Origin of the sequence: Spirillospora sp. CA-142024 (genome assembly GCF_050942325.1) — a bacterium.
In the GTDB taxonomy this organism is placed as follows: domain Bacteria; phylum Actinomycetota; class Actinomycetes; order Streptosporangiales; family Streptosporangiaceae; genus Spirillospora.
Window position 1 is genome coordinate 1670437 of the sequence record NZ_CP192077.1, and the last position, 24571, is coordinate 1695007.

Annotated in this window: 26 protein-coding genes; 17 read left to right on the forward strand and 9 right to left on the reverse strand. The window is 71.0% G+C overall.

The window, feature by feature from the left end:
- Positions 1-168: 168 nt before the first annotated feature.
- Entirely contained in the window at positions 169-645 is a 477-nt protein-coding gene (locus ACQPZP_RS08170) for a carboxymuconolactone decarboxylase family protein (RefSeq protein WP_433477021.1), read from the reverse strand.
- A gap of 301 nt (positions 646-946) precedes the next feature.
- Between ACQPZP_RS08170 and ACQPZP_RS08175 the strand changes: the two genes are divergently transcribed.
- Positions 947-1477, forward strand: coding sequence for a hypothetical protein (locus ACQPZP_RS08175; protein WP_433477022.1), 531 nt, complete (start codon positions 947-949; stop codon positions 1475-1477).
- 80 nt (positions 1478-1557) lie between these two features.
- Here the strand turns inward: ACQPZP_RS08175 and ACQPZP_RS08180 are convergent, their stop codons facing one another.
- From ACQPZP_RS08180 to ACQPZP_RS08190, 3 genes are all read right to left on the reverse strand, one after another.
- Positions 1558-2550: a glycoside hydrolase family 16 protein gene (locus ACQPZP_RS08180; protein ID WP_433477023.1), complete on the reverse strand. Its 993-nt coding sequence runs from the start codon at positions 2548-2550 to the stop codon at positions 1558-1560.
- A 154-nt stretch (positions 2551-2704) separates the two neighbouring features.
- Positions 2705-3379: a response regulator gene (locus tag ACQPZP_RS08185; protein WP_433477024.1), complete on the reverse strand. Its 675-nt coding sequence runs from the start codon at positions 3377-3379 to the stop codon at positions 2705-2707.
- Entirely contained in the window at positions 3376-4737 is a 1362-nt protein-coding gene (locus ACQPZP_RS08190; protein ID WP_433477025.1) for a sensor histidine kinase, read from the reverse strand. The genes ACQPZP_RS08185 and ACQPZP_RS08190 overlap by 4 nt, the downstream gene beginning before the upstream one ends.
- A gap of 140 nt (positions 4738-4877) precedes the next feature.
- Between ACQPZP_RS08190 and ACQPZP_RS08195 the strand changes: the two genes are divergently transcribed.
- Positions 4878-6032, forward strand: a complete 1155-nt coding sequence (locus ACQPZP_RS08195) for a hypothetical protein (protein ID WP_433477026.1) — start codon at positions 4878-4880, stop codon at positions 6030-6032.
- A 114-nt stretch (positions 6033-6146) separates the two neighbouring features.
- Here ACQPZP_RS08195 and ACQPZP_RS08200 read toward each other — a convergent pair whose 3' ends face one another.
- Positions 6147-7196 (reverse strand): right-handed parallel beta-helix repeat-containing protein, encoded by a 1050-nt coding sequence (locus ACQPZP_RS08200; RefSeq protein WP_433477027.1) that lies wholly within the window; start codon positions 7194-7196, stop codon positions 6147-6149.
- Between the two features lie 227 nt (positions 7197-7423).
- On the opposite strand from ACQPZP_RS08200, the gene ACQPZP_RS08205 reads away from it, so the two are divergent.
- Positions 7424-10051 (forward strand): LuxR C-terminal-related transcriptional regulator, encoded by a 2628-nt coding sequence (locus tag ACQPZP_RS08205; protein WP_433477028.1) that lies wholly within the window; start codon positions 7424-7426, stop codon positions 10049-10051.
- Between the two features lie 19 nt (positions 10052-10070).
- On the opposite strand, the gene ACQPZP_RS08210 is transcribed toward ACQPZP_RS08205, so the two are convergent.
- Positions 10071-10313: a hypothetical protein gene (locus ACQPZP_RS08210; protein WP_433477029.1), complete on the reverse strand. Its 243-nt coding sequence runs from the start codon at positions 10311-10313 to the stop codon at positions 10071-10073.
- Positions 10314-10557: 244 nt separating this feature from the next.
- Between ACQPZP_RS08210 and ACQPZP_RS08215 the strand changes: the two genes are divergently transcribed.
- From ACQPZP_RS08215 to ACQPZP_RS08235, 5 genes are all read left to right on the forward strand, one after another.
- Positions 10558-11010, forward strand: coding sequence for a DUF7144 family membrane protein (locus ACQPZP_RS08215; protein ID WP_433477030.1), 453 nt, complete (start codon positions 10558-10560; stop codon positions 11008-11010).
- Positions 11011-11118: 108 nt separating this feature from the next.
- Complete coding sequence (locus ACQPZP_RS08220) at positions 11119-11451, forward strand: ArsR/SmtB family transcription factor (RefSeq protein ID WP_433477031.1); 333 nt, start codon at positions 11119-11121, stop codon at positions 11449-11451.
- A gap of 99 nt (positions 11452-11550) precedes the next feature.
- On the forward strand, positions 11551-12423 hold the full coding sequence (locus tag ACQPZP_RS08225; protein ID WP_433477032.1) for a TIGR03620 family F420-dependent LLM class oxidoreductase: 873 nt from the start codon (positions 11551-11553) through the stop codon (positions 12421-12423).
- A gap of 135 nt (positions 12424-12558) precedes the next feature.
- Positions 12559-13167 (forward strand): TIGR03086 family metal-binding protein, encoded by a 609-nt coding sequence (locus ACQPZP_RS08230; protein WP_433477033.1) that lies wholly within the window; start codon positions 12559-12561, stop codon positions 13165-13167.
- A gap of 39 nt (positions 13168-13206) precedes the next feature.
- Entirely contained in the window at positions 13207-15357 is a 2151-nt protein-coding gene (locus ACQPZP_RS08235) for an acyl-CoA dehydrogenase (protein ID WP_433477034.1), read from the forward strand.
- Between the two features lie 46 nt (positions 15358-15403).
- Here ACQPZP_RS08235 and ACQPZP_RS08240 read toward each other — a convergent pair whose 3' ends face one another.
- From ACQPZP_RS08240 to ACQPZP_RS08250, 3 genes are all read right to left on the reverse strand, one after another.
- Positions 15404-16441 carry an aldo/keto reductase gene (locus ACQPZP_RS08240; protein ID WP_433477035.1) on the reverse strand — a complete coding sequence of 346 codons (1038 nt, stop codon included), beginning with the start codon at positions 16439-16441 and terminating at the stop codon, positions 15404-15406.
- A gap of 79 nt (positions 16442-16520) precedes the next feature.
- Positions 16521-17228: a hydrogenase nickel incorporation protein HypB gene (gene hypB / locus ACQPZP_RS08245; protein ID WP_433477036.1), complete on the reverse strand. Its 708-nt coding sequence runs from the start codon at positions 17226-17228 to the stop codon at positions 16521-16523.
- Complete coding sequence (locus tag ACQPZP_RS08250; RefSeq protein WP_433477037.1) at positions 17221-17559, reverse strand: hydrogenase maturation nickel metallochaperone HypA; 339 nt, start codon at positions 17557-17559, stop codon at positions 17221-17223. The genes hypB and ACQPZP_RS08250 overlap by 8 nt, the downstream gene beginning before the upstream one ends.
- 184 nt (positions 17560-17743) lie before the next feature.
- On the opposite strand from ACQPZP_RS08250, the gene ACQPZP_RS08255 reads away from it, so the two are divergent.
- From ACQPZP_RS08255 to ACQPZP_RS08295, 9 genes are read left to right on the forward strand one after another with little or no spacing between them, the layout of a single operon-like run.
- Complete coding sequence (locus ACQPZP_RS08255) at positions 17744-18793, forward strand: hydrogenase expression protein HypE (protein WP_433477038.1); 1050 nt, start codon at positions 17744-17746, stop codon at positions 18791-18793.
- Positions 18794-18806: 13 nt separating this feature from the next.
- Positions 18807-20621: a nickel-dependent hydrogenase large subunit gene (locus ACQPZP_RS08260; RefSeq protein ID WP_433477039.1), complete on the forward strand. Its 1815-nt coding sequence runs from the start codon at positions 18807-18809 to the stop codon at positions 20619-20621.
- Entirely contained in the window at positions 20621-21106 is a 486-nt protein-coding gene (locus ACQPZP_RS08265) for a hypothetical protein (protein ID WP_433477040.1), read from the forward strand. Before ACQPZP_RS08260 ends, ACQPZP_RS08265 begins: the two co-directional genes overlap by 1 nt.
- Positions 21103-21723 carry a DUF5947 family protein gene (locus ACQPZP_RS08270; protein ID WP_433477041.1) on the forward strand — a complete coding sequence of 207 codons (621 nt, stop codon included), beginning with the start codon at positions 21103-21105 and terminating at the stop codon, positions 21721-21723. Before ACQPZP_RS08265 ends, ACQPZP_RS08270 begins: the two co-directional genes overlap by 4 nt.
- Positions 21720-21923 carry a hypothetical protein gene (locus tag ACQPZP_RS08275; RefSeq protein WP_433477042.1) on the forward strand — a complete coding sequence of 68 codons (204 nt, stop codon included), beginning with the start codon at positions 21720-21722 and terminating at the stop codon, positions 21921-21923. The genes ACQPZP_RS08270 and ACQPZP_RS08275 overlap by 4 nt, the downstream gene beginning before the upstream one ends.
- A gap of 53 nt (positions 21924-21976) precedes the next feature.
- Entirely contained in the window at positions 21977-22660 is a 684-nt protein-coding gene (locus tag ACQPZP_RS08280) for a DUF6084 family protein (protein ID WP_433477043.1), read from the forward strand.
- A complete protein-coding gene (locus tag ACQPZP_RS08285) occupies positions 22648-23652 on the forward strand; it encodes a hypothetical protein (RefSeq protein ID WP_433477044.1) in 1005 nt (334 codons plus the stop codon). Before ACQPZP_RS08280 ends, ACQPZP_RS08285 begins: the two co-directional genes overlap by 13 nt.
- On the forward strand, positions 23649-24416 hold the full coding sequence (locus ACQPZP_RS08290; RefSeq protein WP_433477045.1) for a hydrogenase maturation protease: 768 nt from the start codon (positions 23649-23651) through the stop codon (positions 24414-24416). Before ACQPZP_RS08285 ends, ACQPZP_RS08290 begins: the two co-directional genes overlap by 4 nt.
- Entirely contained in the window at positions 24413-24544 is a 132-nt protein-coding gene (locus ACQPZP_RS08295; RefSeq protein WP_433467104.1) for a hypothetical protein, read from the forward strand. Before ACQPZP_RS08290 ends, ACQPZP_RS08295 begins: the two co-directional genes overlap by 4 nt.
- Positions 24545-24571 lie beyond the last annotated feature (27 nt).

Consider the following 24571-nt stretch of genomic DNA (forward strand, 5'->3'; position numbering starts at 1 on the left):
CAGCCGTTGCGGGCTGGAAATCTCGGGATAGTAGACAGCGCTGTGCTCGGACACATTGACCACCCAAAGTCGAACCGGATACCAGCGTATCCCGACCGGGGTCCAGTGGTCACCGAGGTGACCACTGGACACCCGTCAGGTGCGCCGCGGGCGGTCAGGGGCGCCGGGTCACCCCCACTGGCCGGGCCGGTAGTCGCCGGCGGGCTGCCGGGTGATGACGTTCATGCGGTTCCAGCTGTTGATCCCGGCGATGAGGGACACCAGGCCGGCGAGCTGCTCGTCGTCGTAGTGCTTCGCGGCGTTCGCCCAGACCTCGTCGCTCACGCCTCCGGCGGTGTCGGCGATGCGGGTGCCCTCTTCGGCCAGCTCCAGCGCGGCCCGCTCGGCCTCGGTGAAGACCGTGGCCTCACGCCAGGTCGCGACCAGGTTGAGGCGCACCGAGGTCTCTCCGGCATGCGCGGCGTCCTTGGTGTGCATGTCGGTGCAGACGGCGCAGCCGTTGATCTGGCTGGCCCGGATCTCCACCAGGTGCTGGGTCGCGATCGGCAGCCCCGAGCCGGAGATGACCTTGGCCGCCGACTGGAGGTACTTCATGTACTTGGTCGCGACCGCGGTGCCGTAGTAGTTGAAGCGGGCTTCCATCATGATCCCCTTGCCGTTGTCGACTGTTACACCTCACTGACGGAGCGGCCGGACGAGATGTGACGGCCGCCGGGATGTGATGTGCATCGCCGGTGGCGGAGCGGTCGGCGGCCTCGCGGCGCTGCTCCGGCCGGTGCCGCGGCCGCCGCCGAACGAGATCGGCGGCGGCGAAAGAGGCGGGCCCGTGAAAATGGCTATCCAGGTGCGGTTCGCCGCCCGAATTGCAGCTTCTGGAGCCATTGCAGAAATTGGTTAATGCACAGTATGATCAACGGTCGATTCAGGGCTCTCAGGGAGGCGTTCGATGGCTTACCGGAAATCGGCCGGTTGTGTCCTTCTCCTCGTCGGAATGCTGACCGCCACCGCCTGCGGCGGCGGCTCGGACGACAAGGGGGCCCAGGGGCCGTCTTCCAAGCAGTCCGCGCTGAAGACCACGCCGCCGCCGGAGACGAACGACCCTCTTGAACTGGATCCGGGTTCCACGCCTGGGCTTCCCGGGGCGCGCGCCGCGTTGAAGGCGTTCCTCCAGGGGCAGGCGAAGGGGGAGAGCCTGGTATGCCGGTACGTGGCGAAGGACGGCGAATTCGTGAACGGCCCGGCTCTACGGGGCAACTGCACCAAGGGCGTGAAGAACACGCCGCATTTCCTCAGACCGAGGGAGCGGCAGGCGCTCAGCCGGGTCCTGGTCAACGGCGGGAAGATCAACAAATCCGGCGACGCCGTCCTGCCGTTCTCGGGACTGAGCTGGACCGAGGGGCATCTGACGGAGCGAACCCTCCAGTCGGAGTTCGTGCTGCGCCGCAACGCCGAGGGCATGTGGCAGATCATCCGTTGACGCACCGGTGAACGCCACCCGTTACGGCGCCGGGCCGGCCCCCGCCGACCCGGCGCCGCGTGGGCGCCGCCCGAATTCGTTCAGGGGCCGTACATGCGGATCCAGTCGACCTGAAGGACCGCCTTGCCCTTCTTGTCGATGCCGGGCGCGGTCGTGTCCGTCAGCCCGGGGATCCAGTCGAGCTGGATCGCCTGGCCCATCGGGCCCGGCGGCTGCGCGTCCCGCCTGGTGGTGTGGAACCAGCGCCGGCCGTCGAGATACCCGTTGATCTCCTTCGCGGTCCACTCGACCGCGAACGTGTGCCAGGTGGTGAGGTCGACCTTCGCGTGGGCGTCGAGGCGGCCCGAGTCACCCTCCCGGCCCTTCTGCTCCGACCCTTCCTTCTGGTCGTAGTGGAGGAAGAAGTTCGCGCCCGTCCGGAGGCCGTTGTCCTCATAGGTCTCCATGTAGTCGATCTCGCCGCCGCCGCCCTTGGGCGCGGTGCCGCCGCCTCCGCCGACGGGCCACAGCAGCATGTTCGCGTTGTAGCAGGCGCAGGAGCGGTTGAGCTTCAACCGCGCCTCCCAGCGGCCCAGCTTCTGGCTGCCCTTGTGCCAGCCGAGTCCGCCGGTGGTCCCGTCGGGCCCGCCGGTGATCCGCAGCGCCCCGTTCTTCACGGTCACGGCTTCCGGCCTGCGCTTTCCGTTCCCGGCGTGTCCGGGGCCGTCGTAGACCTCCCACGCCTTCGTGTCGAGGGTGGTGTTGAACTCGTCCGCCGCCCGCGGAGCCCCCCACCCATAGCGCTGTGCCGCAGTCGTCCCGCCGGAGGGCGTCCGGGGCTTCCCGGTCTCCTCGGGGGTCGGGGGCGCGATGCTCTCAGGCCCTCCTGGGCCGTCGGAGGGGCCGGCGCCGTCGGGGGGTTCGAAGCGGCCGGGGGCGTCCCAGACGGTCGTTTCACCGGGAGGGATCCGCTGGGTGTCGGACGCCGGGTCGAAGTCGGCCGGGCCCTCGCGCAGGGCGGCGAACGCCGAGACCGTGATGGTCACCGTGGTGAGCGCCACGACGACGGTTCGTCTTCGGAAAGAGAAAGGCACAGTAAACCTCCGAACCGAGCTATTGCGCCGGCCGCCGATTCTGGCCGTTCGGCACTCGAATAATTCGGTGGAAATCTACTGTGCGCGCGTCCCGGGGCCCTAGGGCCCTAGGGCCCTGTATCGGGCCTGAGGGACCCCAATCCAGTGCGGCCGCTCAACCCTGCGGAGGCATTCCGAGCCAGGTCACGATGGCTGTGGACCGGTTGGGGGAGCCGAGTTTGGCGTAGATCCGGTTGATGTAATTCTTGACTGTCTTCTCGGTGAGAAATAGTTTGGCCGCGATCGTCGAGTTCGGATGTCCTTGGGCAATGAGATGCATGACCTCGGCTTCGCGTTCCGAAAGTCCGAAACGCTTTCGCTGCTCGGCCGGGTCGGCCGCCGCCGACACGGTGGCCGGATCCGTCCGGGCGGCGTCGATCAGAGCAGCCGACGCCACCCGGGAAAGGGGGTGAGCCCGTTGCCGGACCGTCTCCAGAACCGCCGCGCACAGCTCCTCGGGAGTGAAGGTGTTGTGCACCAGATAGCCCACGGCCCCGTTCCGGACGGCCGCCAGCACCACCTCGGGCTCCTCGACCTGGGTGAGCATGATGACCCGGCCGATCTCGCTCAGCACGCCGGCGGCGGAGACCCCGTCGACATGCGGCATGCGGACGTCCAGCAGGATCACGTCCGGAACCAGCTCCCGTGCCAGCTCGACGGCCCGGCGGCCGTCGCCCGCCTCGCCCACGACCTCGATCTCGCCGCTCGCTTCGAGCGCCAGCGCGAGCCCGGAGCGGATGAACGGGTTGTCGTCCACCACCAGCACCCGGCACAGCACGTCAACGTTCATTGGCCTCTCCGGTCCACGGGCTGGGCGTTCTCCCAGTCCGGTTCGAGCACCGCCGCCGTCCCGGCGGACTCCCGCCCGTCCGCTCCGTTCTCGGCCCGGCCGTCGCCGGCCACGAGGCTTTGCGACGCGCGGGCGGTCCCGGTCGAGGCGGTGTGGGGGAATCGGACGGTGATGGCGGTGCCGCCGCCGGGGATCGAGTCCACCGTGAGCTCCCCTCCGACCCGCTGTGCGCGTTCGTGCATGCCGAGGAGGCCGTAGTGGCCGTCGTCGGCGAGCGCGTCGAGCCAGCCGTCCCGGCCGGGCCGGCCGGGGAGGCCGCGGCCGTCGTCGCGGACGACCACCCGCAGGTCCTCCGGGCCGCCGGTCACGGCGACCTCCACGGCCGAGGCCCCGGCGTGCCGCCGGACGTTCTCCAGCGCCTCCTTGATGATCGCCACGGTCTCGTGCCGGGCGCGCAGCGGAAGGTCGGCGCCGTCCTGCACGCGATCGCGCACCTGGACGCCGGCCGTCCGCCCCCACTCCGCGACCAGCTCGCGGACCACGACGTGCAGAGGGCGCTGCACGGCGTCGGCGCGCAGCTCGGCGATGAGCGAGCGCGCCTGCCGAGTGGCGATCTGCGCGGCGGCCGAGATGCGCTGGGCCTCCTTCTCCGCGCGGTCCGGCGACCTGCGCACGATCGTGGGAAGGCTGGACGCCGTCAACGCGATCCCGGACAGAGTGCCGGTCAGCGAGTCGTGCATCTCCCGGGCCAGGCGGGAACGCTCCTCGGCTGCCATGGCCAGCGCCTCCGAGCGCCAGACCGCCTCCTCGGCCGCGGCCTGCTCGTCGAACAGCCGCCGGATCACCGTCCCGACCAGGGCGCCGATCCCGTAGAACGCGGGCATCGCGAGGAGCAGCGGGAGCGCGGCGCTGTGCCGGATGTCGTCCGCGCCGTCGCCCCGGAAGAGCGCCACGTAGTACAGGACGGCCTGCTGGAGGCACAACGCCAGCGTCGTCGGCCAGCGGTACAGCAGCCCCGCCAGACCGGCGGCGATCACGGTGACCAGAAAGTAGGGGCCGATGATCCCGCCCGCTTCGAGCACCGCGTAGCCGACGAGCACGTCCCAGGCCAGCAGTGCGGGCTGCGCGTACAGCCGCGGGATGAGCCGTTCCCAGCCGAGCAGCATCAGCCCGGAGAGCAGCGCCACCACGACCAGCACGGTCATCGCCCAGAAGTCGCCGCGCACCTGCTGGTCGATCAGCACCGTCACCCCGACGACCAGCACCCGCACCTGGATGAGCAGCACGAACGTCGTGCCGATCCGGGATTCGACGGACCCGCGCAAAGACCCGGAGGCGCGGTCGGTCAGGTCGGACATCGGACTGCCCTCCGCGAGTTCGCTCCGCCGGCCAGGCACCGGTCACCGCACGCATCTACATAGGAACATTAGCCACATCTTTAGTGGAGGTCGCTACTATGCCCACGATCAACGGCATTTCCACTCAAGAAGGGTCGAGAATGCCGGTGCGGAGGACCGTCCCACGGCCGGACGGCGTCCGTACGCCCGCCGAGTTCGTCGCGGTGATGCGGGACCTTCAACGCTGGTCGGGACTGACCCTCCAGGAGCTTGAGGCCCGGACGGCGACCGCCCCCGTGCTCTTCCCGGGAGGACTGGTCAGCCTGCTCGGAGGCAGTAGTCTGCCAAGACGGGAACTGGTGTCGGCGTTCATCAGCGCGTGCGGATGCGTGCCCGAGGTTCAGGCCGAATGGATGCGTGCGCACGAGCGGGTCGCGTCGGCGAATGCCGATCCCGGTATTCCGGACAAGCCCGCCGCCGTTTTGGAGCCGCCCGTGCCCCCCTCGCCCGAGCAGGCGCAGCCCGAAGAGCAGCCGAACCAGCACCTCCCCCGGCATCGCAAGTCCCCTCCGAGGCGCGTCCACTCTCGCAAGGGCCACTCGCGGAGGCGCGATCACTCCCACCAGGACGATCACTCCGGCAGGCGCGATCAGTCGCGCAAGCGCCGTCCTCTCACCCCGCTCGTGGCCGCGCCGGCGTTCATCACCGTCGCGGTCATCGGGGTGGCCATGCTGAACGGGTTCGCCGACGACGACCCCGGCCAGAAGGAGAACAATCACAAGGGCGAGTTGTCCGCCTCCGCCCCGCCGAGCACGGGCTGGTACTCCATCCAGCCCGAGAGCGCGGTGTCGGTCGGGGAATGCCTGACGATCCTTCCTGACGACGAGTTGGATCCGACGCTCTCCCAGGACAAGTGCGACGACGAGGACCGCCTGCAGCGCTTCCGGCTTGAAGCCCGCCCGAACGGTACGTATGTCGTCCAGGCCAACACGAACGAAGACCAGATCTTGTGCCTCACGCTGGACGCCCCCAAGGACGGTGCCCTCCTGCATCCGAGTGCCTGCGACAACAAGAACAAGTTGCAGCGCTTCAACCTGGAGACCGCCAAACCGGAGGGCCAGACCTCGGCGAACAATGGGACGTCCCGGCCGGCGCCTCTTTTCAACCTGCTGTCCGCCGAGACCCGCCAGAGCGGAATGTGCGTGGGCATCGACACCCTGCACCCGGGCACCGTCCAGGCCGTCCACACCACCTGCGCCAAGACGTCGATCTGGGGCTACACGTTCGTTCCGGTAATGGGCCCCGCCGGAAACTGAGCGGACGGCGACGAGGCGGCCGACCGGAGGTCGGCCGCCTCGTTCGAGCGGTCCGGGCCGCGCCGTGCGGCGGCCGCCCAGGTCGCCGGGATCACGACCTGGGCGAAGGGGCCGTCACCCCGCACCACCGACCATGCTGATGCGCTGACCCGGGGCGTACCGGTTGCCCGGGCCGACCTTGATCGGGTCCGGCTTGCAGGCGCCGCGCTTTCCCCGCTTGTCCCAGTCGACGGGCTGGTTCTTGAAGCTCTTCTTGCGGCCGGGGCGCGGATACACCTTCCCGTAGGTGTTGCCGGCGAAGTAGTTGTTCTTCCCGCACACCGGGTCGCGGTCGAACTTGAAGTACGAGAACAGGCCGTACCAGCCGGTGGTCTGGAACTTGTTACCGGTCACCCGGTTGCCGCTCGCACCGTCGCTGGCCCGCACCGGGTCGCCGCTGACCTTGTAGAAGGCGTTGCCGGACACGGAGTTGTCCCCGGAGCCGTTGGAGAAGTAGACGCCATGGATCCGGCTGAGGACCGTGTCGTTCTCCAGGTTCCAGAAGTTGTTTTTCTCGATCTTCATGTTCCAGGAGTAGTACATGTGGACGGCCCCGTACCCCTCCGCACCGGAGCCGTACTTGGTGCCCAGCTTGCGGAAGGTCATGTTCCGGACGGAACCGCCGGTGATCTTCTTGCGGCTCTCCTTGTCGCCCCTGAACAGGATGCCGCCCGCGGTGTAGTTCTGGACGGTCATCCCGCTGAAGTGGATCTTCGCGTCGCCGGGCCGCACGGTGGCCCAGTAGCCGTCGCGGCCGCCGCCGTCGAAGACCACGCGGCCCGTTCCCGACTCGGGCCGGACGGTGATGTCCCCGCCCTTCGGGGAGTAGCGCCACTCGAACGACTCGCCCTTGTAGGTTCCGCCCTTGACGAGCACCGTGGCCTTGGACGCCCTCTTGTCCTCCAGGATCTTCTCCGCCTCCGCCAGGGACGAGGCGGTGTTCCCCTGCTTGGCGGACGTCCCGGCCCCTCCTGCGGGGCTCACGTGAACGACGACCTCGTCGCCCTGCCGGGCGCCCGCCGACGTGGCCGTCAGGGGCCCGGGGCGCAGGGTCGTCGCGATCACCCCTCCCGCCGCCACGACAACGGCGGCGGAGAGGCCGGTCAAGAGCACGGTCTGGCGCATGTCTCGCTCCTCGATGAAGATCGGTCCCCGACTGATCGGCAGGAACGCTACGGAGCGCGGCGCCCGGCCCGGAGGGCCCTAGGGCCCCGGACCGCGACATCGACGACCTCAATCCCCGGCACCGAGAGGGGAGTCGGGTCAGTCGGTGCTTATCTTTCCCAATTTATGGGTTTCTTGTGGACCTATCGCGGCATAGCGCAGGATAGGTAACTAAAGTGTCTAGTTCCGTGGCCGGAATTGATGCGGGCAGGGCGCCGATCTCGACAGCGAAGGTGTGCGTCCCCGCCCGGCACAATTGGGTCATCACCCGGGACCGCCTGATGGAGCGGCTCGAAACGGGGACCCGCGGTCCGCTGACGGTCGTGACCGGTCCTCCGGGAGCGGGCAAGTCGGTCATGGCGGCCTCCTGGGCGGCGACGGGCAGGACGCCCGGCCCGGTCGCCTGGGTCTCCCTGGAGGAGGAGGACCACCGCCCGGACGTGTTCTGGGATCTCGTGGCCGCGGCGCTGGAACGCGCGGAAGTGGCCAATGTCCCGCGGCGCTCCGCACGGGAACACGACATCTTCTGCGCGCAACTCGCATTCGCCCTTTCCGGCCGCCTCGCTCCGGTCGTCCTCGTGCTGGACGACTTCCGCCCGCCGGCGGGCTCCGATCTGGCCCGCGACGTGGCCCGCGTCCTCAAGGCGGCCGGTCCGGTCCTGCGGCTGGTGCTGACCTCCCGGTGTGACCCGCCGCTGCCGCTGCACCGCTACCGGCTGACCGGTGAGGTCGCCGAGATCAGGAGCGGGGACCTGGCGTTCGACGAGGAGGAGATCCGTACGCTGCTCGCCCACCACAAGGTCTCGGCGAGCCCCGCCTCGGTCGGAGCACTGCGCGAGCGGACCGAGGGCTGGGCGGCGGGGCTGCGCCTGGCCGCCATGACGATGGAGGGCCATCCCGACCCGGACGGCTTCGCCGCGGCGTTCGCCGGGGACGACCACGCCGTCGTCGACTACCTCGTCGCGGAGGTGCTGGACGCCCAGCCCGCCGCGATCCGCCGGCTGCTGCTCAGGCTGAGCGTCGCGGAGCGATTCGACGCGGAACTGGCGGCGGAACTCGCGGGGCCGGAGGCGGGCGAGCTCTTCGCGGGCCTGGTCCGCGAGAACGCCTTCGTCGTCCCGCTGGAACACGGCTGGTACCGCTATCACGCGGTGCTCGGCGCGGCGCTGAACCTGACGCTGCGGCACGAACATCCGGCGGACGTGGCCCCTCTGCACCGGCGTGCGGCGGAGTGGTTCAGCCGCGCGGGGCCGCTGGAGGAGGCCGTCCGGCAGGCGGTGCTGGCGGGGGACTGGCCCTATGCGTCCCGGCTGACGGTCGACGGGCTGGCGATCGGCCGGCTGCTCGGCCTGTCGGACGGACGGCCGCTCGCCGGGCTACTGCGCGGCATCCCCGACCATGCCGCGGGGGTGAAGGAGCCGGAGCCGCCGCTCGTGGCCGCCGCGGTGGCGCTGGACGGAGGCGACGACGAGGCCTGCGCCGCGCACCTGGCCCGTGCGGAACGTCTCCTGGCGGGCCTGCCGGACGGCCATGCCGTCCCGGCGCGGCTCACCGCGGGACTGATCAGGCTCGTCGCCGACTGCCCCACGCGGTACGAGGACCTGCGGGACCTCGTCCACGACCTGGACCGGCTGCTCGACGACATTCCGTGCACGCCGTCGCGCGAGCTGCCGGAGCTGCACGCACTGGTCCGCTACGCGCACGGGCTCCTGGAACTGCGGGCCGGACGGCCGGGCAGGGCCGGGGCGGAGTTCAAGCGCGCCCTGCCCGCCGCCGAGGCCGGGGGCGACCTTCAGCGGCGGCGATGCCTGGGCGCGCTGGCGCTGGCGGAGGCGCTCCAGGGCGGCTTCCGCTGGGCGTCCCACCTGACGACGCGGGCGGGACAGCTGCCCGAGGTCTCCACCAGTCCCGCGGGGCGGCGGGTCACGGCGGTTCACCTCGCCTGCGCCTGGGTGGCGCTCGAAGACGTCAGCCTGGACGAGGCCCGGGACGAGCTGGACAAGGTCCGCGTGGCCAACGACCAGTCCCCGGACGGTCTCCTCGCCGCCCTGCACGATCTGCTCGCGGCCCGCCTGGACATGGCCGCCGGACGGCCCGACCGGGCGCTGACCGCGCTGGACGCCATCGGCGAGGACGCCGCCGCCCTGCCCTGGCTGCATCGCCGGATGCGCCTCGTCGAGGCCGAGGCGCGGACCGCGGGCGGTGCGCCGGAGGCCGCGATGAAGGCGGCCCGGGACGCCGGCGGTGCCGAGGGAGCCGTCGCGCTCGCCCGCGTTCACCTGCACGAACGGCAACCGGCGGCCGCGTCGCGCGCGGTCCGTCCGGTGCTGGCGGAGTCCTCCGCGCCCGCCACGGCCCGCGTGGAGGCGTGGCTGCTGGACGCGTACCTGGCCTACCGGGCGGACGATCGCTCGCGGGGCCGTCGTTCGCTGGAGCGTGCGCTGCGGCTGGGCGAGCGCGAGAAGATCAGGCTGCCGTTCGCCATGGCCCGGAGCTGGCTGCTCCCCGTGCTGCGCCAGGATCCGGAGCTGCTGCGGCCGCACCGGCGGCTCATCGACCCTCTCGGCCCCATGCCCCGCCACCCGCCGGAACCGGACCCGGACGGGGCACCCGCCGCCGTCGTCGGCCAGTTGAGCACGCGGGAGCTGGAGGTGCTGCGCCTGCTTTCCAGGATGCTCACGACGGACGAGATCGCCGCCGAAATGTACATCTCGGTCAACACCGTGAAGACGCACCTGAAGAGCATCTACCGCAAGCTCGCGGTGACGCGCCGGGGCGAGGCGGTGCGCCGTGCACACCGGTACCGGCTGCTGTGACCCTTGAGCGTGCTCGCGCTCAGGACGCGGTCGGCGGGATCTGGCGAACCTCGATCAGCTCGAACCCCAGCGCCTGGATCCGGTCCAGGATCCCGTAGAGCGCCGCCTGGTCCATGTCGCGGCCGCGCATGACCGTCTCGGCGGGTCTCACCGTGATGCTGAGCTCCTCGAAGGCGAGCCGGAACGACTCGCCGACCCGGCCGCTGATCCTTATCTCGTAGTCGGACGCCACATGCCGTGTGGCGTCATCCGGCTTCGGCACGCCACCTCCTCTCCTTCCGCCCGGTACGGCATCGAAGACGCGGGCGCCGCCGTGGGCGGGAGCCGCTCCGGCAACTCTTCGGCCACGATCGTCCGGTCCGGGAGGACGTCGCATCCTCCCCGGCGGGTGAGCCGACGGCGGCCGGGGAAACGCGCCGGAACTCATCCGTAGCGGGTGAGTCCGCGGCGGCGCCGCTGGACGATCCTGCTGGTGGGCGATGGACGGGCACGGACGGAGGTGCCACATGTCACAGCAGACTTCGGCGCGGCGGCATTCGGAGGTACAGACCCAGCACGCCGGTGTCTGGGCCACCGGTCTGGCGGTCTTCGCCGGCGTGCTGATGCTGATGATCGGGTCGTTCCAGGCACTGCAGGGGGTGGCCGCGATCGTGAAGGACCAGTTCTACGTGGTCACGCCGCGCTACGTGTACGACTTCGACGTGACGGCATGGGGGTGGACGCACCTGGTGCTCGGCATCCTCGTCGCGCTCGCGGGACTGTTCATCTTCACCGGGCACGTGTGGGCCCGCGCCGTCGGCATCGCCTTCGCCGCGGCGAACGCGATCTCCCAGTTCCTCTTCCTGCCGTACTACCCGGTGTGGTCGGTGGTCATGATCGCCCTCGACGTCGCCGTGATCTGGGCGCTGTGCGTGTACGGGCGGCGCGCCGCCGAGCAGACCGGCTACACGCGGCGGTAGCGACCGCCGGCGCGCAAGGACGCGCTGTACTGGGTCCGGCTGTTCGCCGAGGAGTCATTGCGGCGACGACATATCGCGAAACGTCGTAATGATCGGTATGATGAGCTCATGGGGGAGACCGCGCTTTCACCGGATCCGGACCTGGTCGGCGCACTGCGCGCCTTGGCGAACCCGATGCGGTTGCAGCTGCTGTCGTGGCTGCGCGAGCCCGAGCGGCACTTCGCGCTGGACGGCGCGATCGCCGATCCGGCCGAGGTGGGCGTGTGCGTGAGCCACATCCAGGCCAAGGTCGGGCTCGCCCAGTCGACCGTGTCGGCGTACATGGCCGAACTGCAGCGGGCGGGTCTGGTGCGGGCCACGCGCGTCGGCAAGTGGACCCACTACAAGCGCGACGAGGAGCGCATCGCCGCGCTCGTCGCCGCCCTCGGGCGGACCCTCTAGGGCCTGGGATCGCGGGCGGAGCGCCTGGCGTTTGCGAACATATCGAGATTCTGCGATGCTACGATATGTCATGAAGACGCTACTTGCGGGGGGTTTGCTATGAACGCCATCAGCGGCGAGGAGCTCGGGACGTTCGGGATCTACACCTTCGACTTCGAGAACCTGCCGGCCGCGCGGATGCGCGAGTCCGTCCAGGAGTTGGAGGGGCAGGGATGGCGGGCTCTCTGGATTCCGGAGGTCGCCGGGCGCGAGGCGCTCACCCACGCCGGCTTTCTACTCGCCAGTGCCAGACGGATGCACGTCGTCAACGGCATCGCGCAGATCTGGTCGCGCGAGGCGCGCCGGACGCACGGCGCGGCCGTCCTGCTGGCCGACGCCTATCCCGGGCGGCACGTGCTCGGGCTGGGATTCGGCGGCGAGCCGCATCCGGGGATCAAGCCCCTGGCCGCGATGCGGGAGTACCTGGACGAACTGGACGCGCTCGAAGCGTCCGACCCCATGGCGAAGGCCCCGATCCGCCGCGTCCTCGCCGCGTACGGGCCCAAGATGCTCGAACTGGCCCGCGACCGCACGCTCGGCGCGCACACCTACCACGTCAACGTGGCGCACACCGCGCAGGCGCGGGAGATCCTCGGCCCGGACGCGTTCCTCGCCGTTGAACACCCGGTGCTGTTCGAGCCGGACCCCGGCAGGGCCCGCGCGCTCGCCCGGGAGCACCTGGACCCGTACCTGAACACCCCGTACAACATCGCGAAGTTCCGCAGGCTGGGCTACTCGGAGGACGAGATCGCCACCGGGGCCGACCGGCTCGTCGACGACCTCGTCTTCTGGGGCGACCTCGACACGATCGTCAAGCGGCTCCACACTCACGTCGAGGCCGGCGCCGACCATGTCGCCGTCCAGGTGATCGGAATCGGGCCGGGCGAGTCCGCGATGCCGCACTGGCGCCTCCTGGGCGACGCCCTGGCCTGAACGGGCCACAGACGAGAACGGCGCCGGGCGGTCACCTCGCGGCAGGTTGTTTTCACTCGTCGAGTCCCGGCCGATGACTTTCTGCTCGGGGTCCGGTCCATAGAACAGTGGGCCGTCACCCCGAATGGAGGCCGGATGCGCGAGCGGACGCGCGTGCCGCAGGCGTTGATGCGCGGCAGGCTGCTGGAGCGGGCGATCGGCTACGCACTGACGGCCGTGCAGGCGGTCACGCCGCAGATGCTCGCGCGCGCCACGCCGTGCGAGTCCTGGGATCTCGACATGCTCATGCTGCACCTCGGTGATTCGCTGGACGCACTGCACGAGGGGATGAGCATCGGTCAGGTCGAGACGGTGCCGCCCCAGGCGGAACCGGTGGACGACCCCGTGTCGGCCCTGCGTGTGCGGGCCGTCCGCCTGCTGAAGGTGTCCGCCGCCCGGCGCACCGTGACGATCGGCGACCGGCGGCTGGCCGGCGGGCTGGTCGCCGCGGCCGGCGCGATCGAGGTGGCCGTGCACGGCTGGGACCTTTCCCAGGCCACGGGGGAGGGACGTCCCATCCCGCCGGACCTGGCGGACGAGCTGATGGCGTTCTGCCCGCTGGTGGTGCCCGAGACGCGGAGCCCGCTGTTCGCCGAGCCGGTCGAGCCGGGACCGCGCGCCGGACCGGGCGACCGCCTGGTCGCCTACCTCGGCCGCCGCCCGGCTGACACGGCGCCCCCCTCGCGCCGGACCCCGACCGAATGACATTCTGGTGTCCTGGCCGGAACGACGCTTGGAGGGGCCATGGCGATCGCCATCAGCGACGAGCACCGCGAACTGGCGCGGACGGCACGCTCGTTCCTGCGCGACCAGGAGGCGCGTGCGGCGAACCGCGCGCTGCTGGAGGCCGACAAGGAGACGCTGCCCGCGTTCTGGACGGAGTTCGCCGCGCTCGGGCTGCTCGGCCTGCATCTTCCCGAGGAGTACGGCGGCGGGGGCGCCGGGCTGCCGGAGCTGGTCGTGGTCGCCGAGGAGCTCGGCCGCGCGGTCGCGCCCGGCCCGATGCTGCCCACGATGATCGCGTCCGCCGCGGTCGCCGCGTCCGGGACCGGGGAGCAGCGGGCGCGGCTCCTTCCCGGTCTCGCCTCCGGCGAGACCCCGGCGGCGCTCGGCCTGGACGGCTCGCTCACCGTGCGGGACGGCGTCGCCACCGGTGACGCCGGCGTCGTGCTGGGCGGCGGCCTGGCCGAACTGCTCGTCCTGCCGGCGGGCGACGACATGGTCGTCGTGCGGGCGGACGCGCCGGGCGTCACCGTCGAGGTCCCCGGCAACCTGGACCCGTCCCGGCGTTCGGCGCGCGTCCGGCTCGACGGCGCCGCCGTGGACGTCCTCGCCGGAGCAGCGGCGCGGGCCACCGCCATCGCCCGGACGCTGCTGTCCGCCGAGGCGGTCGGCGGCGCCCTCGAATGCGTCGAGACCGCCACCGCGTACGCCAAGGTGAGGCACCAGTTCGGCCGCCCGATCGGGATGTTCCAGGCCGTCAAGCACCACTGCGCGAACATGCTCGTCGCCGCCGAACTGGGCACGGCCGCCGTGTGGGACGCGGCGCGGGCGGAGACCGGCCCGTCCGCCCAGTTCGAGCTGGCGGCGGCCGTCGCCGCGGCGCTCGCCCTCCCCGCGTTCACGTCCAACGCCGGCCTGAACATCCAGGTGCACGGCGGCATCGGCTTCACCTGGGAACACGACGCCCACCTGCTGCTGCGCCGGGCCGCGACGCTGGAGGCCGTCGTCGACCCGCACGCGGCGGAGCGGGACGTGACGCGGCTCCGGGCCGCCGGGGTCGTCCGGGAGGCGAACCTGGACCTGCCGCCCGAGGCCGAGGCGCGGCGCCCGGAGATCCGCGCGCTGGCCGGCGAGATCGCCGCGCTGCCGGCCGCCGAGCAGCGGCGGCGGCTCATCGAGACCGGCTACGCCCAGCCGCACTGGCCGCGCCCCTGGGGTGTCGAGGCGAGTGCCGGACTGCAACTCGTCATCGAGGACGAGTTCCGGGCCGCCGGCGTCAAGCGTCCCCAGCTCGGCATCACCGGCTGGGTGATCCTCACCCTGATCCAGCACGGCACGCAGGACCAGATCGACCGCTGGGTCCGCCCGGCGCTGACCGGCGACGAGATCTGGTGCCAGCTGTTCAGCGAGCCGGACGCCGGGTCGGACGCCGCCGCCGTCAAGACCCGCGCCGTCAGGGCCGACGGCGGCTGGCTGATCAACGGCCAGAAGGTCTGGACGAGCGGCGCCCACTACTGCCGCTGGGGCTTCGCGACCGTCCGCACCGACCCGGACGCCCCCAAGCACTCCGGCGTCACCATGGTCGTCATCGACATGGAGCACCCCGGTGTCGAGGTCCGGCCGCTGCGCCAGACGACCGGCGACTCCGACTTCAACGAGGTGTTCTTCTCCGACGTCTTCGTCCCGGACGCCGACGTCGTCGGCACGCCGAACCAGGGCTGGACGGTCGCCCGCGCCACCCTCGGCAACGAGCGCGTCAGCATCGGCGGCGGCGTCGGCGGCCCGCCCGGACCGGACGTGATCCGGCTCTACACCGAGCGCGGCGACCGCGTCCCCGCCGCGGCCGAGCGCGTCGGCGCGTACGCCGCCGAGGAGCAGGCCCTGCGCCTGCTCAACCTGCGGTCCGCCGAACGTGCCGTCGCCGGCGGCGAACCCGGCCCGGAAGGCAACATCACCAAGCTCGTCCTCGCCGAGCACGGCCACGCCACCGCCGGCCTGCTCGCCGAATTCGCCGGCCCCGGCACCGCCTTCACCGACGGCCTCGGCCAGGCCGCGGGCTGGATCCGCCTCGGCTCCCGCGGCCTGTCCATCGCCGGCGGCACGTCCGAGATCACCCGCAACCAGATAGCCGAACGCATCCTGAAGCTCCCCCGTGACCCCCTGATCAAGTAGGAGAAGGCCCGGCCCCCCGCCGCGACCGCGGCGGCGGCCGGTGTTCTCAGGGGCGGCGGCGGTTTTCGGGGGTCAGGGACGGGTTGCCGGACATGTGGTCGATGCCGCCGATGTCGGTGCCCGGTGGGACGACCTCGTCGATGGCGTCGAGGGTGGCGGCGTCGAGGCGTACGTCGGCGGCCGCGAGCAGGTCGTCCAGCTGGGTCATGGTCTTCGGGCCGATGATCGTGGACGTGATCGCCGGGTGCTCGCCGACGAAGGCCAGGGCCAGGTGGGTGAGCGACAGGCCGGCGTTCTCGGCGATCTTGGTGAGGCGCTCGACGGCGTCGTAGCGGACCGGCGCGTTCGGGTCCACGTCGACGGTGCGCCGCCGCCACGCCGGGTTGTCCGAAGGGGCGAACCGGGCGCCCGCCGGAGCGTCCTCGCCGCGCCGGTACTTGCCGGTCAGCCAGCCTCCGGCCAGCGGGCTCCACGGGATGACGCCCATGCCGTGCCGCTGCGCGGCGGGCAGCATGGACTCCTCGATCGACCGGGCGAAGATCGAGTACTGCGGCTGCTCGCAGACGAACCGGACGCCGCCCCGGCGCTCGGCCGCCCACTGCGCCTCGACGATCCAGTCGGCCGGGTAGGACGACGACCCGACGTAGAGGACCTTGCCCTGGCGGGCGAGGTCGGTCAGCGCGTCGAGGGTCTCCTCCAGGTCGGCGTCCCAGTCGCGGCGGTGCATCTGGTACAGGTCGATGTGGTCGGTGCCGAGCCGGCGGAGGCTGTTCTCCACGGCCCGGACGATGTAGCGCCGCGACCCGCCGCGGCCGTTGCGCTCCTCGCCGAGCGGGAAGAAGAACTTGGTCGCGAGAACGACGTCGTCCCGGCGGCCCTTGAGGGCCTTCCCGACGATCTCCTCGCTCTCCCCGGCGGAGTACATGTCGGCGGTGTCGATGAAGTTGATCCCGGCGTCCAGCGCCTTGTGGACGATGCGCTCGGACTCGTCGTGGTCGGGATTGCCGACGGCGCCGAACATCATCGCGCCGAGGCACTGGGTGCTGACCTCGACTCCGGTGCGGCCGAGCTTGCGGTACTGCATCTGAGCGTGCTCCCTCGTCAGGCGTACGGCCAGAACGCTAGGAGCTGGAGTGCGCTCAAGGTCAAGGGCGCCGACCGCGTCAGGCTTCGGCCAGCCAGTCGTACCAGGCGCCGAGGCCGTCGCCCCGGGTCGCCGAGACCGGGAGGACGGTGAGGCCGGGGCAGAGGCGGTGGGCGGCGCTCCGGCAGGCGTCCATGTCGAAGTCGACGTACGGGAGCAGGTCGACCTTGTTGAGCAGGAGGACGTCCGCGCCCCGGAACATGTGCGGGTACTTCAGCGGTTTGTCGGCGCCCTCGGTGACGGACATGAGCACGACGCGGGCCCGTTCGCCGAGGTCGAACAGGGCGGGGCAGACGAGGTTGCCGACGTTCTCGACGAAGACCGTCGAGCCGTCCGGCGGTGAGAGCGCGGCAAGCGCGTCCGCCACCATCGCGGCGTCGAGGTGGCAGCCGGCGCCGGTGTTGACCTGGACGGTCCGGGCCCCGGCGGCGGTGAGGCGCCGCGCGTCCAGCAGCGTCTCCTGGTCGCCCTCGATCACCGAGATCGGACGTTCCGGGCTCAGGTCGGCGACGGTGCGTTCGAGCAGCGTCGTCTTCCCCGAGCCGGGGGAGCTCATCACGTTGAGCGCGGTGACGCCCCGCTCGGCCAGCCAGGCCCGGTTCCGCCCGGCCAGGTCGTCGTTGCGGGCCAGGACCTTCTGGTCCAGCGTGACGACGTGGCCGTGACCGTGGTCCAGGGTGGTCAGGCGCACGCCGTCCCCGGCGTCGCAGCCGCAGGTCTCACACATCGTCGGCGACCTCCACCGCCTTGATCGTCAGGTCGGCGCCGCCGCTGACCGTCACGTCGGCGCTGCCGCACGGGCAGACCGCGAGCGGCTCGCGGGCGGGGAAGGACGTCCCGCAGCTCGCGCAGTGGCCCTCGCCCTCGGGCTCGGTGATGTCGAGCCGGGCGCCCGCCACACAGGTGCCCTCGCCGGCGAGTTCGAAGCAGAATCGCACCGCGTCCGGCATGACTCCGGAAAGTCTCCCTATTTCGAGGTGCACCACCACCACTCGCGAATCGGGCAATTGCGCGGAAATTGCAGCTATGACGCTCTCCGTGACGGCCAATTCGTGCACACGTCCTCCCGGCCTGTTTCCGCTCGCCCGTCGCTGGTCCGCTGCCCCGATCTTCCCTGTTCAAACGGTGTGTTTACCGAACGGAGACGATCAATTGAAGGGGTTTTCGGGCGGTGTTTCGCGGGGTTCCCGCAGGGCAGGCCGCATTGGTAAATGATCTCAGCCGGTCGGGGGAGGGAAGCGGATGGTGAGCGTCGCTCCGGCGGAACCGCTGGCGGACGAGATCCACATTCTGTGGACGTCCGAGGGAATGAGCTGCGACGGGGACACGGTCTCGGTGACCGCGGCTTCGCTGCCGAGCATCGAGGACGTCGTCCTCGGTGCGATACCGGGCCTGCCGAAGGTCCACCTGCACAACAAGGTGCTCGCGTACGAGAACGGCGACGAGTTCATGGAGGCGTTCCGGCAGGCGGCGCGCGGCGAACTCGACCCGTTCGTCCTCGTCGTCGAGGGGTCGATACCGAACGAGAACATCAACGGGGACGGCTACTGGACGTCCATGGGCAACGACCCCGAGACCGGTGAGCCGATCACGCTGAACGAGTGGATCGACCGGCTCGCGCCGAAGGCGTGGGCGGTCGTCGCGGCGGGCACGTGCGCGACCTTCGGCGGCATCCACGCGATGGCGGGCAACCCGACCGGGTGCATGGGCCTCGCCGACTACCTCGGCTGGGACTTCCGGTCCGCCGGCGGGATGCCGATCGTGAACGTGCCGGGCTGCCCCGTCCAGCCGGACAACTTCATGGAGACGCTGCTGTGGGTGCTGCACCAGGCGGCCGGGCAGGCGCCGGTCATCCCGCTGGACGAGCAGCTCCGTCCCACCTGGCTGTTCGGCAAGACGGTCCACGAGGGCTGTGACCGCGCCGCCTACTACGAGCAGGCCGACTTCGCGCGCGACTACAACTCGCCGAAGTGCCAGGTGAAGGTGGGCTGCTGGGGACCGGTGGTGAACTGCAACGTCACCAAGCGCGGCTGGATGGACGGCGTCGGCGGCTGCCCCAACGTGGGCGGCATCTGCATCGGCTGCACGATGCCCGGCTTCCCCGACAAGTTCATGCCGTTCATGGACGAGCCGCCCGGTGCGGGCCTCTCGACGAGACTGCTGAAGACCTACGGGCCGTTCATCCGGACGATGCGGTCGATCACCAACAGGAGTGCCAACAGGGAACCGAAGTGGCGCCACAACCGAGACAGGCTGACCAGCGGCTACCAGCCCCGCTGGCCGCACAACTGAAAGGCGGCCGTACATGAAACAGGGCACCCAGACGCGTGGCGGCCGGGCGGCCACGCAGGCGGGCCTCGTCGAGGTGGCGTTCGACCCGATCACCCGGATCGTCGGAAACCTGGGCATCTACACGAAGATCGACTTCGCGAACATGCAGGTGGCGGAGTGCAGGAGCACCTCGTCCATCTTCCGCGGCTACAGCGTGTTCATGAAGGGCAAGGACCCGCGCGACGCGCACTTCATCACCAGCCGCATCTGCGGTATCTGCGGCGACAACCACGCGACCTGCTCGGTCTACGCGCAGAACATGGCGTACGGGATCAAACCGCCGCCGCTCGCCGACTGGATCATCAACCTCGGCGAGGCAGCCGAGTACATGTTCGACCACACCCTCTTCCAGGACAACCTGGTGTTCGTCGACTTCTGCGAGCGGATGGTCGCCGAGACGAACCCGGGCCTGCTGACGACGGCCAAGAACACCGACGCGCCGCGCGGTTCCGTCCACGGGTTCCGCACGATCGCCGACATCATGACGGCGTTCAACCCGTTCGAAGGCTCGGTCTACAAGGAGGCCCTGCAGCTGAGCCGCATCACCCGCGAGATGATCTGCCTGATGGAGGGACGGCACGTCCACCCGTCGACGCTGTATCCGGGCGGGGTGGGGACGGTCGCGACCCCGCAGGTGTTCACCGACTATCTCGTCCGGCTCACCCGCTGCCTCGACTTCGTCAAGCGCGCCGTCGCGATGAACGACGACATCTTCGACTTCTTCCTGGAGGCGCTCCCCGGTTACGACCAGGTCGGCCGCCGGCGGACACTGCTCGGCTGCTGGGGCGCGTTCCAGAATCCGGACGTCTGCGACTACGACTACCGGCACATGTCCGACTGGGGACGGGCCGCCTACGTCACCCCCGGCGTGGTCGTGGACGGGCGGCTGGTCACGACGGACCTGGTCGACATCAACCTCGGCATGCGGATCCTGCTCGGCAGCTCGTACTACGACGACTGGGCCGGCGAGGAGACGTTCGTCAAGGAGGACCCGCTCGGCAACCCCATCGACCAGCGGCACCCGTGGAACCAGACGACGCTGCCGAACCCGCAGCGGCGCGACCTCGACGGCGGCAAGTACAGCTGGGTGATGAGCCCGCGCTGGAAGCATCCCGAGACCGGCGACCATCTCGCGCTCGACACCGGCGGCGGGCCGCTCGCCCGGCTGTGGGCGACCGCGCTGGCCGGCGAGGTGGACACGCCGTACGTCCGGTCCACCGGGCACAGCGTTCAGATCGACCTGCCGAAGACGCCGGGCATGCCCGAGGTCAACCTGGAGTGGACGCCGCCGCAGTACGCCAACACGATCGAACGCGACCGCGCCCGCGCGTACTTCATCGCCTACGCGGCCGGGATGGCGCTGTACTTCGCCGAGAAGGCCCTCGACGAGGTCCGGGCCGGACGGACGAAGGTGTTCACCGACTTCGACGTGCCGGAGGAGGCGATCGGCTGCGGGTTCCACGAGGCCGTGCGGGGCGTGCTGTCGCACCACCTCGTCATCCGCGACCACAAGATCGCGAACTACCATCCGTACCCGCCGACGCCGTGGAACGCCAGCCCGCGCGACTCCTACGGGACGCCCGGGCCGTACGAGGACGCCGTCCAGGAGCAGCCGATCTTCGAGGAGAACGGGCCGGACGACTTCAAGGGCATCGACATCATGCGGACGGTCCGCAGCTTCGACCCGTGCCTGCCGTGCGGCGTGCACATGTACGTCGGCAACGGCCGGACGATCGAGAAGAGGCACTCGCCGATGTTCGGTGCGCAGGAAAACCCTGGAAAACACTGATGAGCTGGGACGACGAGCGGGTTCGCGAGCACGTCCGGCACCTTGAGGGGCTGCTCGGCGCGCTGGATCCGGCGGCGGAGCCGGCCGTCCAGGCGCTCGTGGAGCTGTACGGGGAGGCGCTCGACCGGATCATGCGGCTCTCGGCGGACACGTCCGCGCTCACCGGGGACGAACTGGTCGGCCACCTGCTGCTCACGCACGGCCTGCATCCGGAAACACCGGAAACACGGGTGCGGCGGGCGCTCGGCACGCTGGACGGCTTTCTCGGCAAGCACCGGACGTCCGCCGAGTTCGCCGGGATCGAGGGTGAGACGGTGCGGTTGAAGGTGGCCGCCAAGGGCCGCGCCGCCGCACCCGGCCCGGTGCGGGAGGCGGTGGAGCAGGCGGTGCTGGCCGCGGCGCCGGAGATGGCGCGGGTCGAGATCGAGGCGCCCGCGCCGGAGCCGGTGCTGATCCCGCTCGACCAGCTGCGGAGCAGGGTATGACGCCCGAGCTGTCCACCCCGCGGCTGGCGGCGCTGGCCTCGGCCCCGCCGGCTCCGCCGCCGGCCGAGGCGCCCGGGCGATGTGAGCTGTGCGCCGAGCCGCTGCACGACGCGCACCGGCATCTTCTCGACATGGAGAAGGGCGAGCCGCTGTGCGCGTGCGGTGCGTGCACCGTCCTGTTCGACGATCAGGCGGCGGGCGGGCGGCACTACCGGCTCGTTCCGGACGGACGCCGCGAGCTGACCGGCTTCCATCTGGACGGCCCCCTGTGGGCGGGCCTCGGCGTCCCCGTCGACCTGGCGTTCTTCTCCGTGGCGGAGACGGGCGCGGTCACGGCCCGGTACCCGAGCCCGGCGGGGGCGTTGCACGCGGCCGTCCACGCCGACAGCTGGCGGCGGCTGGCCGAGGCCAACCCCGTCCTTGCCGGGCTGCGCCCGGACGTGGAGGCCCTCGTCGTGCACCGGGCGCGCGGCGCGTCCGAGCACTGGATCCTCCCGGTCGACGACTGCTACCGGCTCACCGCCCTGCTGCGCGAGCACTGGACGGGCTTCGCCGGCGGCGACGCGGTCTGGGACCGCATCGGCGCCTTCTTCGAGGAGATGAGGGGAGAGCAATGATCAAGGTTGGCCGGCCCGACGTGAAACCCGACAGGCCTTCGCACACCAAGGGCGTCCGCGAGGGCAACAGCAGCGGCAACTACGAGAAGCAGGAGGGGCACCTGCCCGACGGGACGTCCACGGCGGCCCGCTCCACCGGGATCAACCCGTCGTCCCATGGGCCGATTCTCGACTCGATGCCGAACTTGTCACCGGCATGAGCGAAGTGAACCGGGGGGCCGTGGGGGGGCGTCCCCCCTCGAAGGAGCACGGCATGAGCGGGGGGAGTGGTCTGCCGGAGCTGGGGCTCGATCTGCTCGGCATCGAGGCGGAGACGTTCGCGGCGACGCCGACGCTGAACCTGCGGATCGGGCTGCGGCGGATGGACGGCGGGCCCGTCCAGTGCGTCCTGCTCACCACGACCGTGACGATCGCGGCGGCCCGCCGGGGTTACGACGACGCCGAACGCGACCGGCTCGCCGGCGTGTTCGGCACGCCGGACATGTGGGACAGGTCGCTGCAGGGGCTGACGTGGGCGCGGGTCGGCGTCACCGTGCCGACGTTCCGCGGCGAAACGGAGGTGGCGCTCTCCCTGCCGTGCGGGCACGACATGCAGGTGGCGGCCGACCGCTACCTGCACGCGCTCGGAGGCGGCGACGTCCCGCTCGACCTCACCTTCAACGGCACGGTCTTCTACCCGGGCGAGGACGGCAGGCTGCGCACCGGGCAGATCCCATGGCACCACGAGGCCACCGGCGTCCTGCCCGTCCAGGTGTGGCGGGACCTGATGGGCCGCTACTACGGCACGGCCCGCTGGCTTCGCCTGGACGACGACTGCTTCGCCCGTCTCTCCGCCTACCGGGCACGGCGCGCGCACTCCTCGTTCGACGACACGGTCGACGAACTCCTTCGCCGCGCCGAGACGCTCCGCGAGGAGGAGGAAGAGTGGACCACATAAGGGCGATCGCGGATGCGGTCCTGTACGAGGGCTACCTGCTGTGGCCCTACCGCCGGTCGTCATTGAAGAACCGGCAGCGCTGGACGATCGGCGGGGTCTACCCGCGCCCGTACGCCGACAACGCCAACGACCACTGGAACGTCCATGCGGAGTTCCTGCTGGAGACGACACCGGGCACCGATGTCGAGGTGACGCTGCGCTTCCTGCACGCGGTCCACCGCCAGGTGATGAACGGCGACACCCCCACGGACGAGCTCCAGGTAGGGGACGAGACGTACACCACCTGGCAGGAGGCCCGTGAGCGCGAGATCACCACCGACCGGATCGCGATCGAGCGCCTGCTGGAGAGCCCGGCCCGGATCCCGGTCGCGATAGCGCCGGGCAAGGAGGCCGAACAGCTCACCGCCGCGAACGTGCGTGCGATCAACGGCGGCCGAGCGGGTGTGCGGTTCGTGCGGGACTGGGGGCGGGTGGACGGATGGGTCGGCGTGTCCGCCGAACCCGCCGGGGACGGTGCCGTGCGGCTGCGGATCGACGTCGTCAACAGCGGCGACGCGGAGGGGCGTGAAGAGGCCGTCAACGCCGGAATGCTGTGCGCGCACGTGGTGGCGAACACCCGGGACGGGGCGTTCGTCTCGCTGACCGACCCGCCGGACGAGCTGGCCGAGGCCGCTGCCGGGTGCGGCAAGGACGGGCTGTGGCCGGTGCTCGCGGGGGAGCCGGGCAGCCACGACACCGTCCTCGCGGCGCCGATCGTCCTGTACGACTGGCCGCAGGTGGCGCCGGAGAGTCCCGGCGACCTGTTCGACGGGACGGAGATCGACCGGCTGCTGATCCTCAGCGTGCTCAGCCTCACCGAGGAGGAGCGGCGGGAGATGGCGGCGACCGACCCGAAGGCGCGGCAGATCCTGGAACGGTGCGGCGCCCTGTCGTCCGGCGAGCTGCTCGCCTTGCACGGCACCCTGCGCGACCCGCGGAAGGACGTCTGGTGAGCGGCGGAAGGACGGTCGCCGGCGGGCGGGAGATGGCGCCCGGGAGCCGGGTCCGGCTGTGCCCGCGCGGTCGCGGCGCGGACATCTTCGACCTCGCCCTCGTCGGGCGCACCGCCACCGTCGAACGGGTCGACGAGGACATGGAGGGCAGGCTGCACCTGGTGGTCGCGCTCGACGACGACCCGGGCCGCGACCTCGGCCCCCGCAACCAGCTGGGGCACCGCTTCTTCGTCGGCCTGGACGAGGTGGAGCCGCTGGCCGGGGACGCACCGTCCCGCAAGGTGCTCGTGGCGGGCATCGGGAACGTGTTCCACGGCGACGACGGGTTCGGCGTGGAGGTCGTCCGGAGGCTGGCGGAGCGGACATTGCCCCCCGGCGTGGACGTCACCGACTTCGGCATCCGCGGCATCGACCTGATGTACGCGCTCGGGGACGGCTACGAGACCGTCGTCCTGGTCGACGCGGCGGCGCGCGGGCACGAGCCCGGCACCGTGTCGCTCGTCGAGCCAGACCCGGACAGCTTCGGCGGCGTCGCCGTCGACGCGCACGGTCTCGACCCCGCGCAGGTGCTGCGGCTGGCCAGGGACAACGGCCCGGTACCGGCGCGGATCCTGCTCGTCGCGTGCGAACCGTCGGCGCGGACCACGGACGCCACGTGGGAGATGAAGCTCAGCGCGCCGGTCGGCGCGGCTGTCGGCGAGGCGGTCCTGCTTATCGAGCGGCTGCTCGCGAAGGAACTCACAGAGAGGGGAGTGGAGAAATGAGGAAGGGAATCCGCATCGGTCCGGGCATGATCCGGCTGATGGTCGCACTGTTCGTACTCACCGTGCTGGTCGTCCTCGTCAAGGAGATGCCCGCACTGCGCCGGTACATGAAGGCCGAGTCCATGTGATGGAACCGCTGACATGTGATCGGACGA

Coding starts and splice junctions, on each gene's coding strand:
- ACQPZP_RS08170 (WP_433477021.1), bottom strand. CDS start 645: ATGATGGAAGCCCGCTTCAACTACTACGGCACCGCGGTCGCGACCAAG.
- ACQPZP_RS08175 (WP_433477022.1), top strand. CDS start 947: ATGGCTTACCGGAAATCGGCCGGTTGTGTCCTTCTCCTCGTCGGAATG.
- ACQPZP_RS08185 (WP_433477024.1), bottom strand. CDS start 3,379: ATGAACGTTGACGTGCTGTGCCGGGTGCTGGTGGTGGACGACAACCCG.
- ACQPZP_RS08190 (WP_433477025.1), bottom strand. CDS start 4,737: ATGTCCGACCTGACCGACCGCGCCTCCGGGTCTTTGCGCGGGTCCGTC.
- ACQPZP_RS08195 (WP_433477026.1), top strand. CDS start 4,878: ATGCCGGTGCGGAGGACCGTCCCACGGCCGGACGGCGTCCGTACGCCC.
- ACQPZP_RS08200 (WP_433477027.1), bottom strand. CDS start 7,196: ATGCGCCAGACCGTGCTCTTGACCGGCCTCTCCGCCGCCGTTGTCGTG.
- ACQPZP_RS08215 (WP_433477030.1), top strand. CDS start 10,558: ATGTCACAGCAGACTTCGGCGCGGCGGCATTCGGAGGTACAGACCCAG.
- ACQPZP_RS08220 (WP_433477031.1), top strand. CDS start 11,119: ATGGGGGAGACCGCGCTTTCACCGGATCCGGACCTGGTCGGCGCACTG.
- ACQPZP_RS08225 (WP_433477032.1), top strand. CDS start 11,551: ATGAACGCCATCAGCGGCGAGGAGCTCGGGACGTTCGGGATCTACACC.
- ACQPZP_RS08230 (WP_433477033.1), top strand. CDS start 12,559: ATGCGCGAGCGGACGCGCGTGCCGCAGGCGTTGATGCGCGGCAGGCTG.
- ACQPZP_RS08235 (WP_433477034.1), top strand. CDS start 13,207: ATGGCGATCGCCATCAGCGACGAGCACCGCGAACTGGCGCGGACGGCA.
- ACQPZP_RS08240 (WP_433477035.1), bottom strand. CDS start 16,441: ATGCAGTACCGCAAGCTCGGCCGCACCGGAGTCGAGGTCAGCACCCAG.
- hypB (WP_433477036.1), bottom strand. CDS start 17,228: ATGTGTGAGACCTGCGGCTGCGACGCCGGGGACGGCGTGCGCCTGACC.
- ACQPZP_RS08255 (WP_433477038.1), top strand. CDS start 17,744: ATGGTGAGCGTCGCTCCGGCGGAACCGCTGGCGGACGAGATCCACATT.
- ACQPZP_RS08260 (WP_433477039.1), top strand. CDS start 18,807: ATGAAACAGGGCACCCAGACGCGTGGCGGCCGGGCGGCCACGCAGGCG.
- ACQPZP_RS08265 (WP_433477040.1), top strand. CDS start 20,621: ATGAGCTGGGACGACGAGCGGGTTCGCGAGCACGTCCGGCACCTTGAG.
- ACQPZP_RS08270 (WP_433477041.1), top strand. CDS start 21,103: ATGACGCCCGAGCTGTCCACCCCGCGGCTGGCGGCGCTGGCCTCGGCC.
- ACQPZP_RS08275 (WP_433477042.1), top strand. CDS start 21,720: ATGATCAAGGTTGGCCGGCCCGACGTGAAACCCGACAGGCCTTCGCAC.
- ACQPZP_RS08280 (WP_433477043.1), top strand. CDS start 21,977: ATGAGCGGGGGGAGTGGTCTGCCGGAGCTGGGGCTCGATCTGCTCGGC.
- ACQPZP_RS08295 (WP_433467104.1), top strand. CDS start 24,413: ATGAGGAAGGGAATCCGCATCGGTCCGGGCATGATCCGGCTGATGGTC.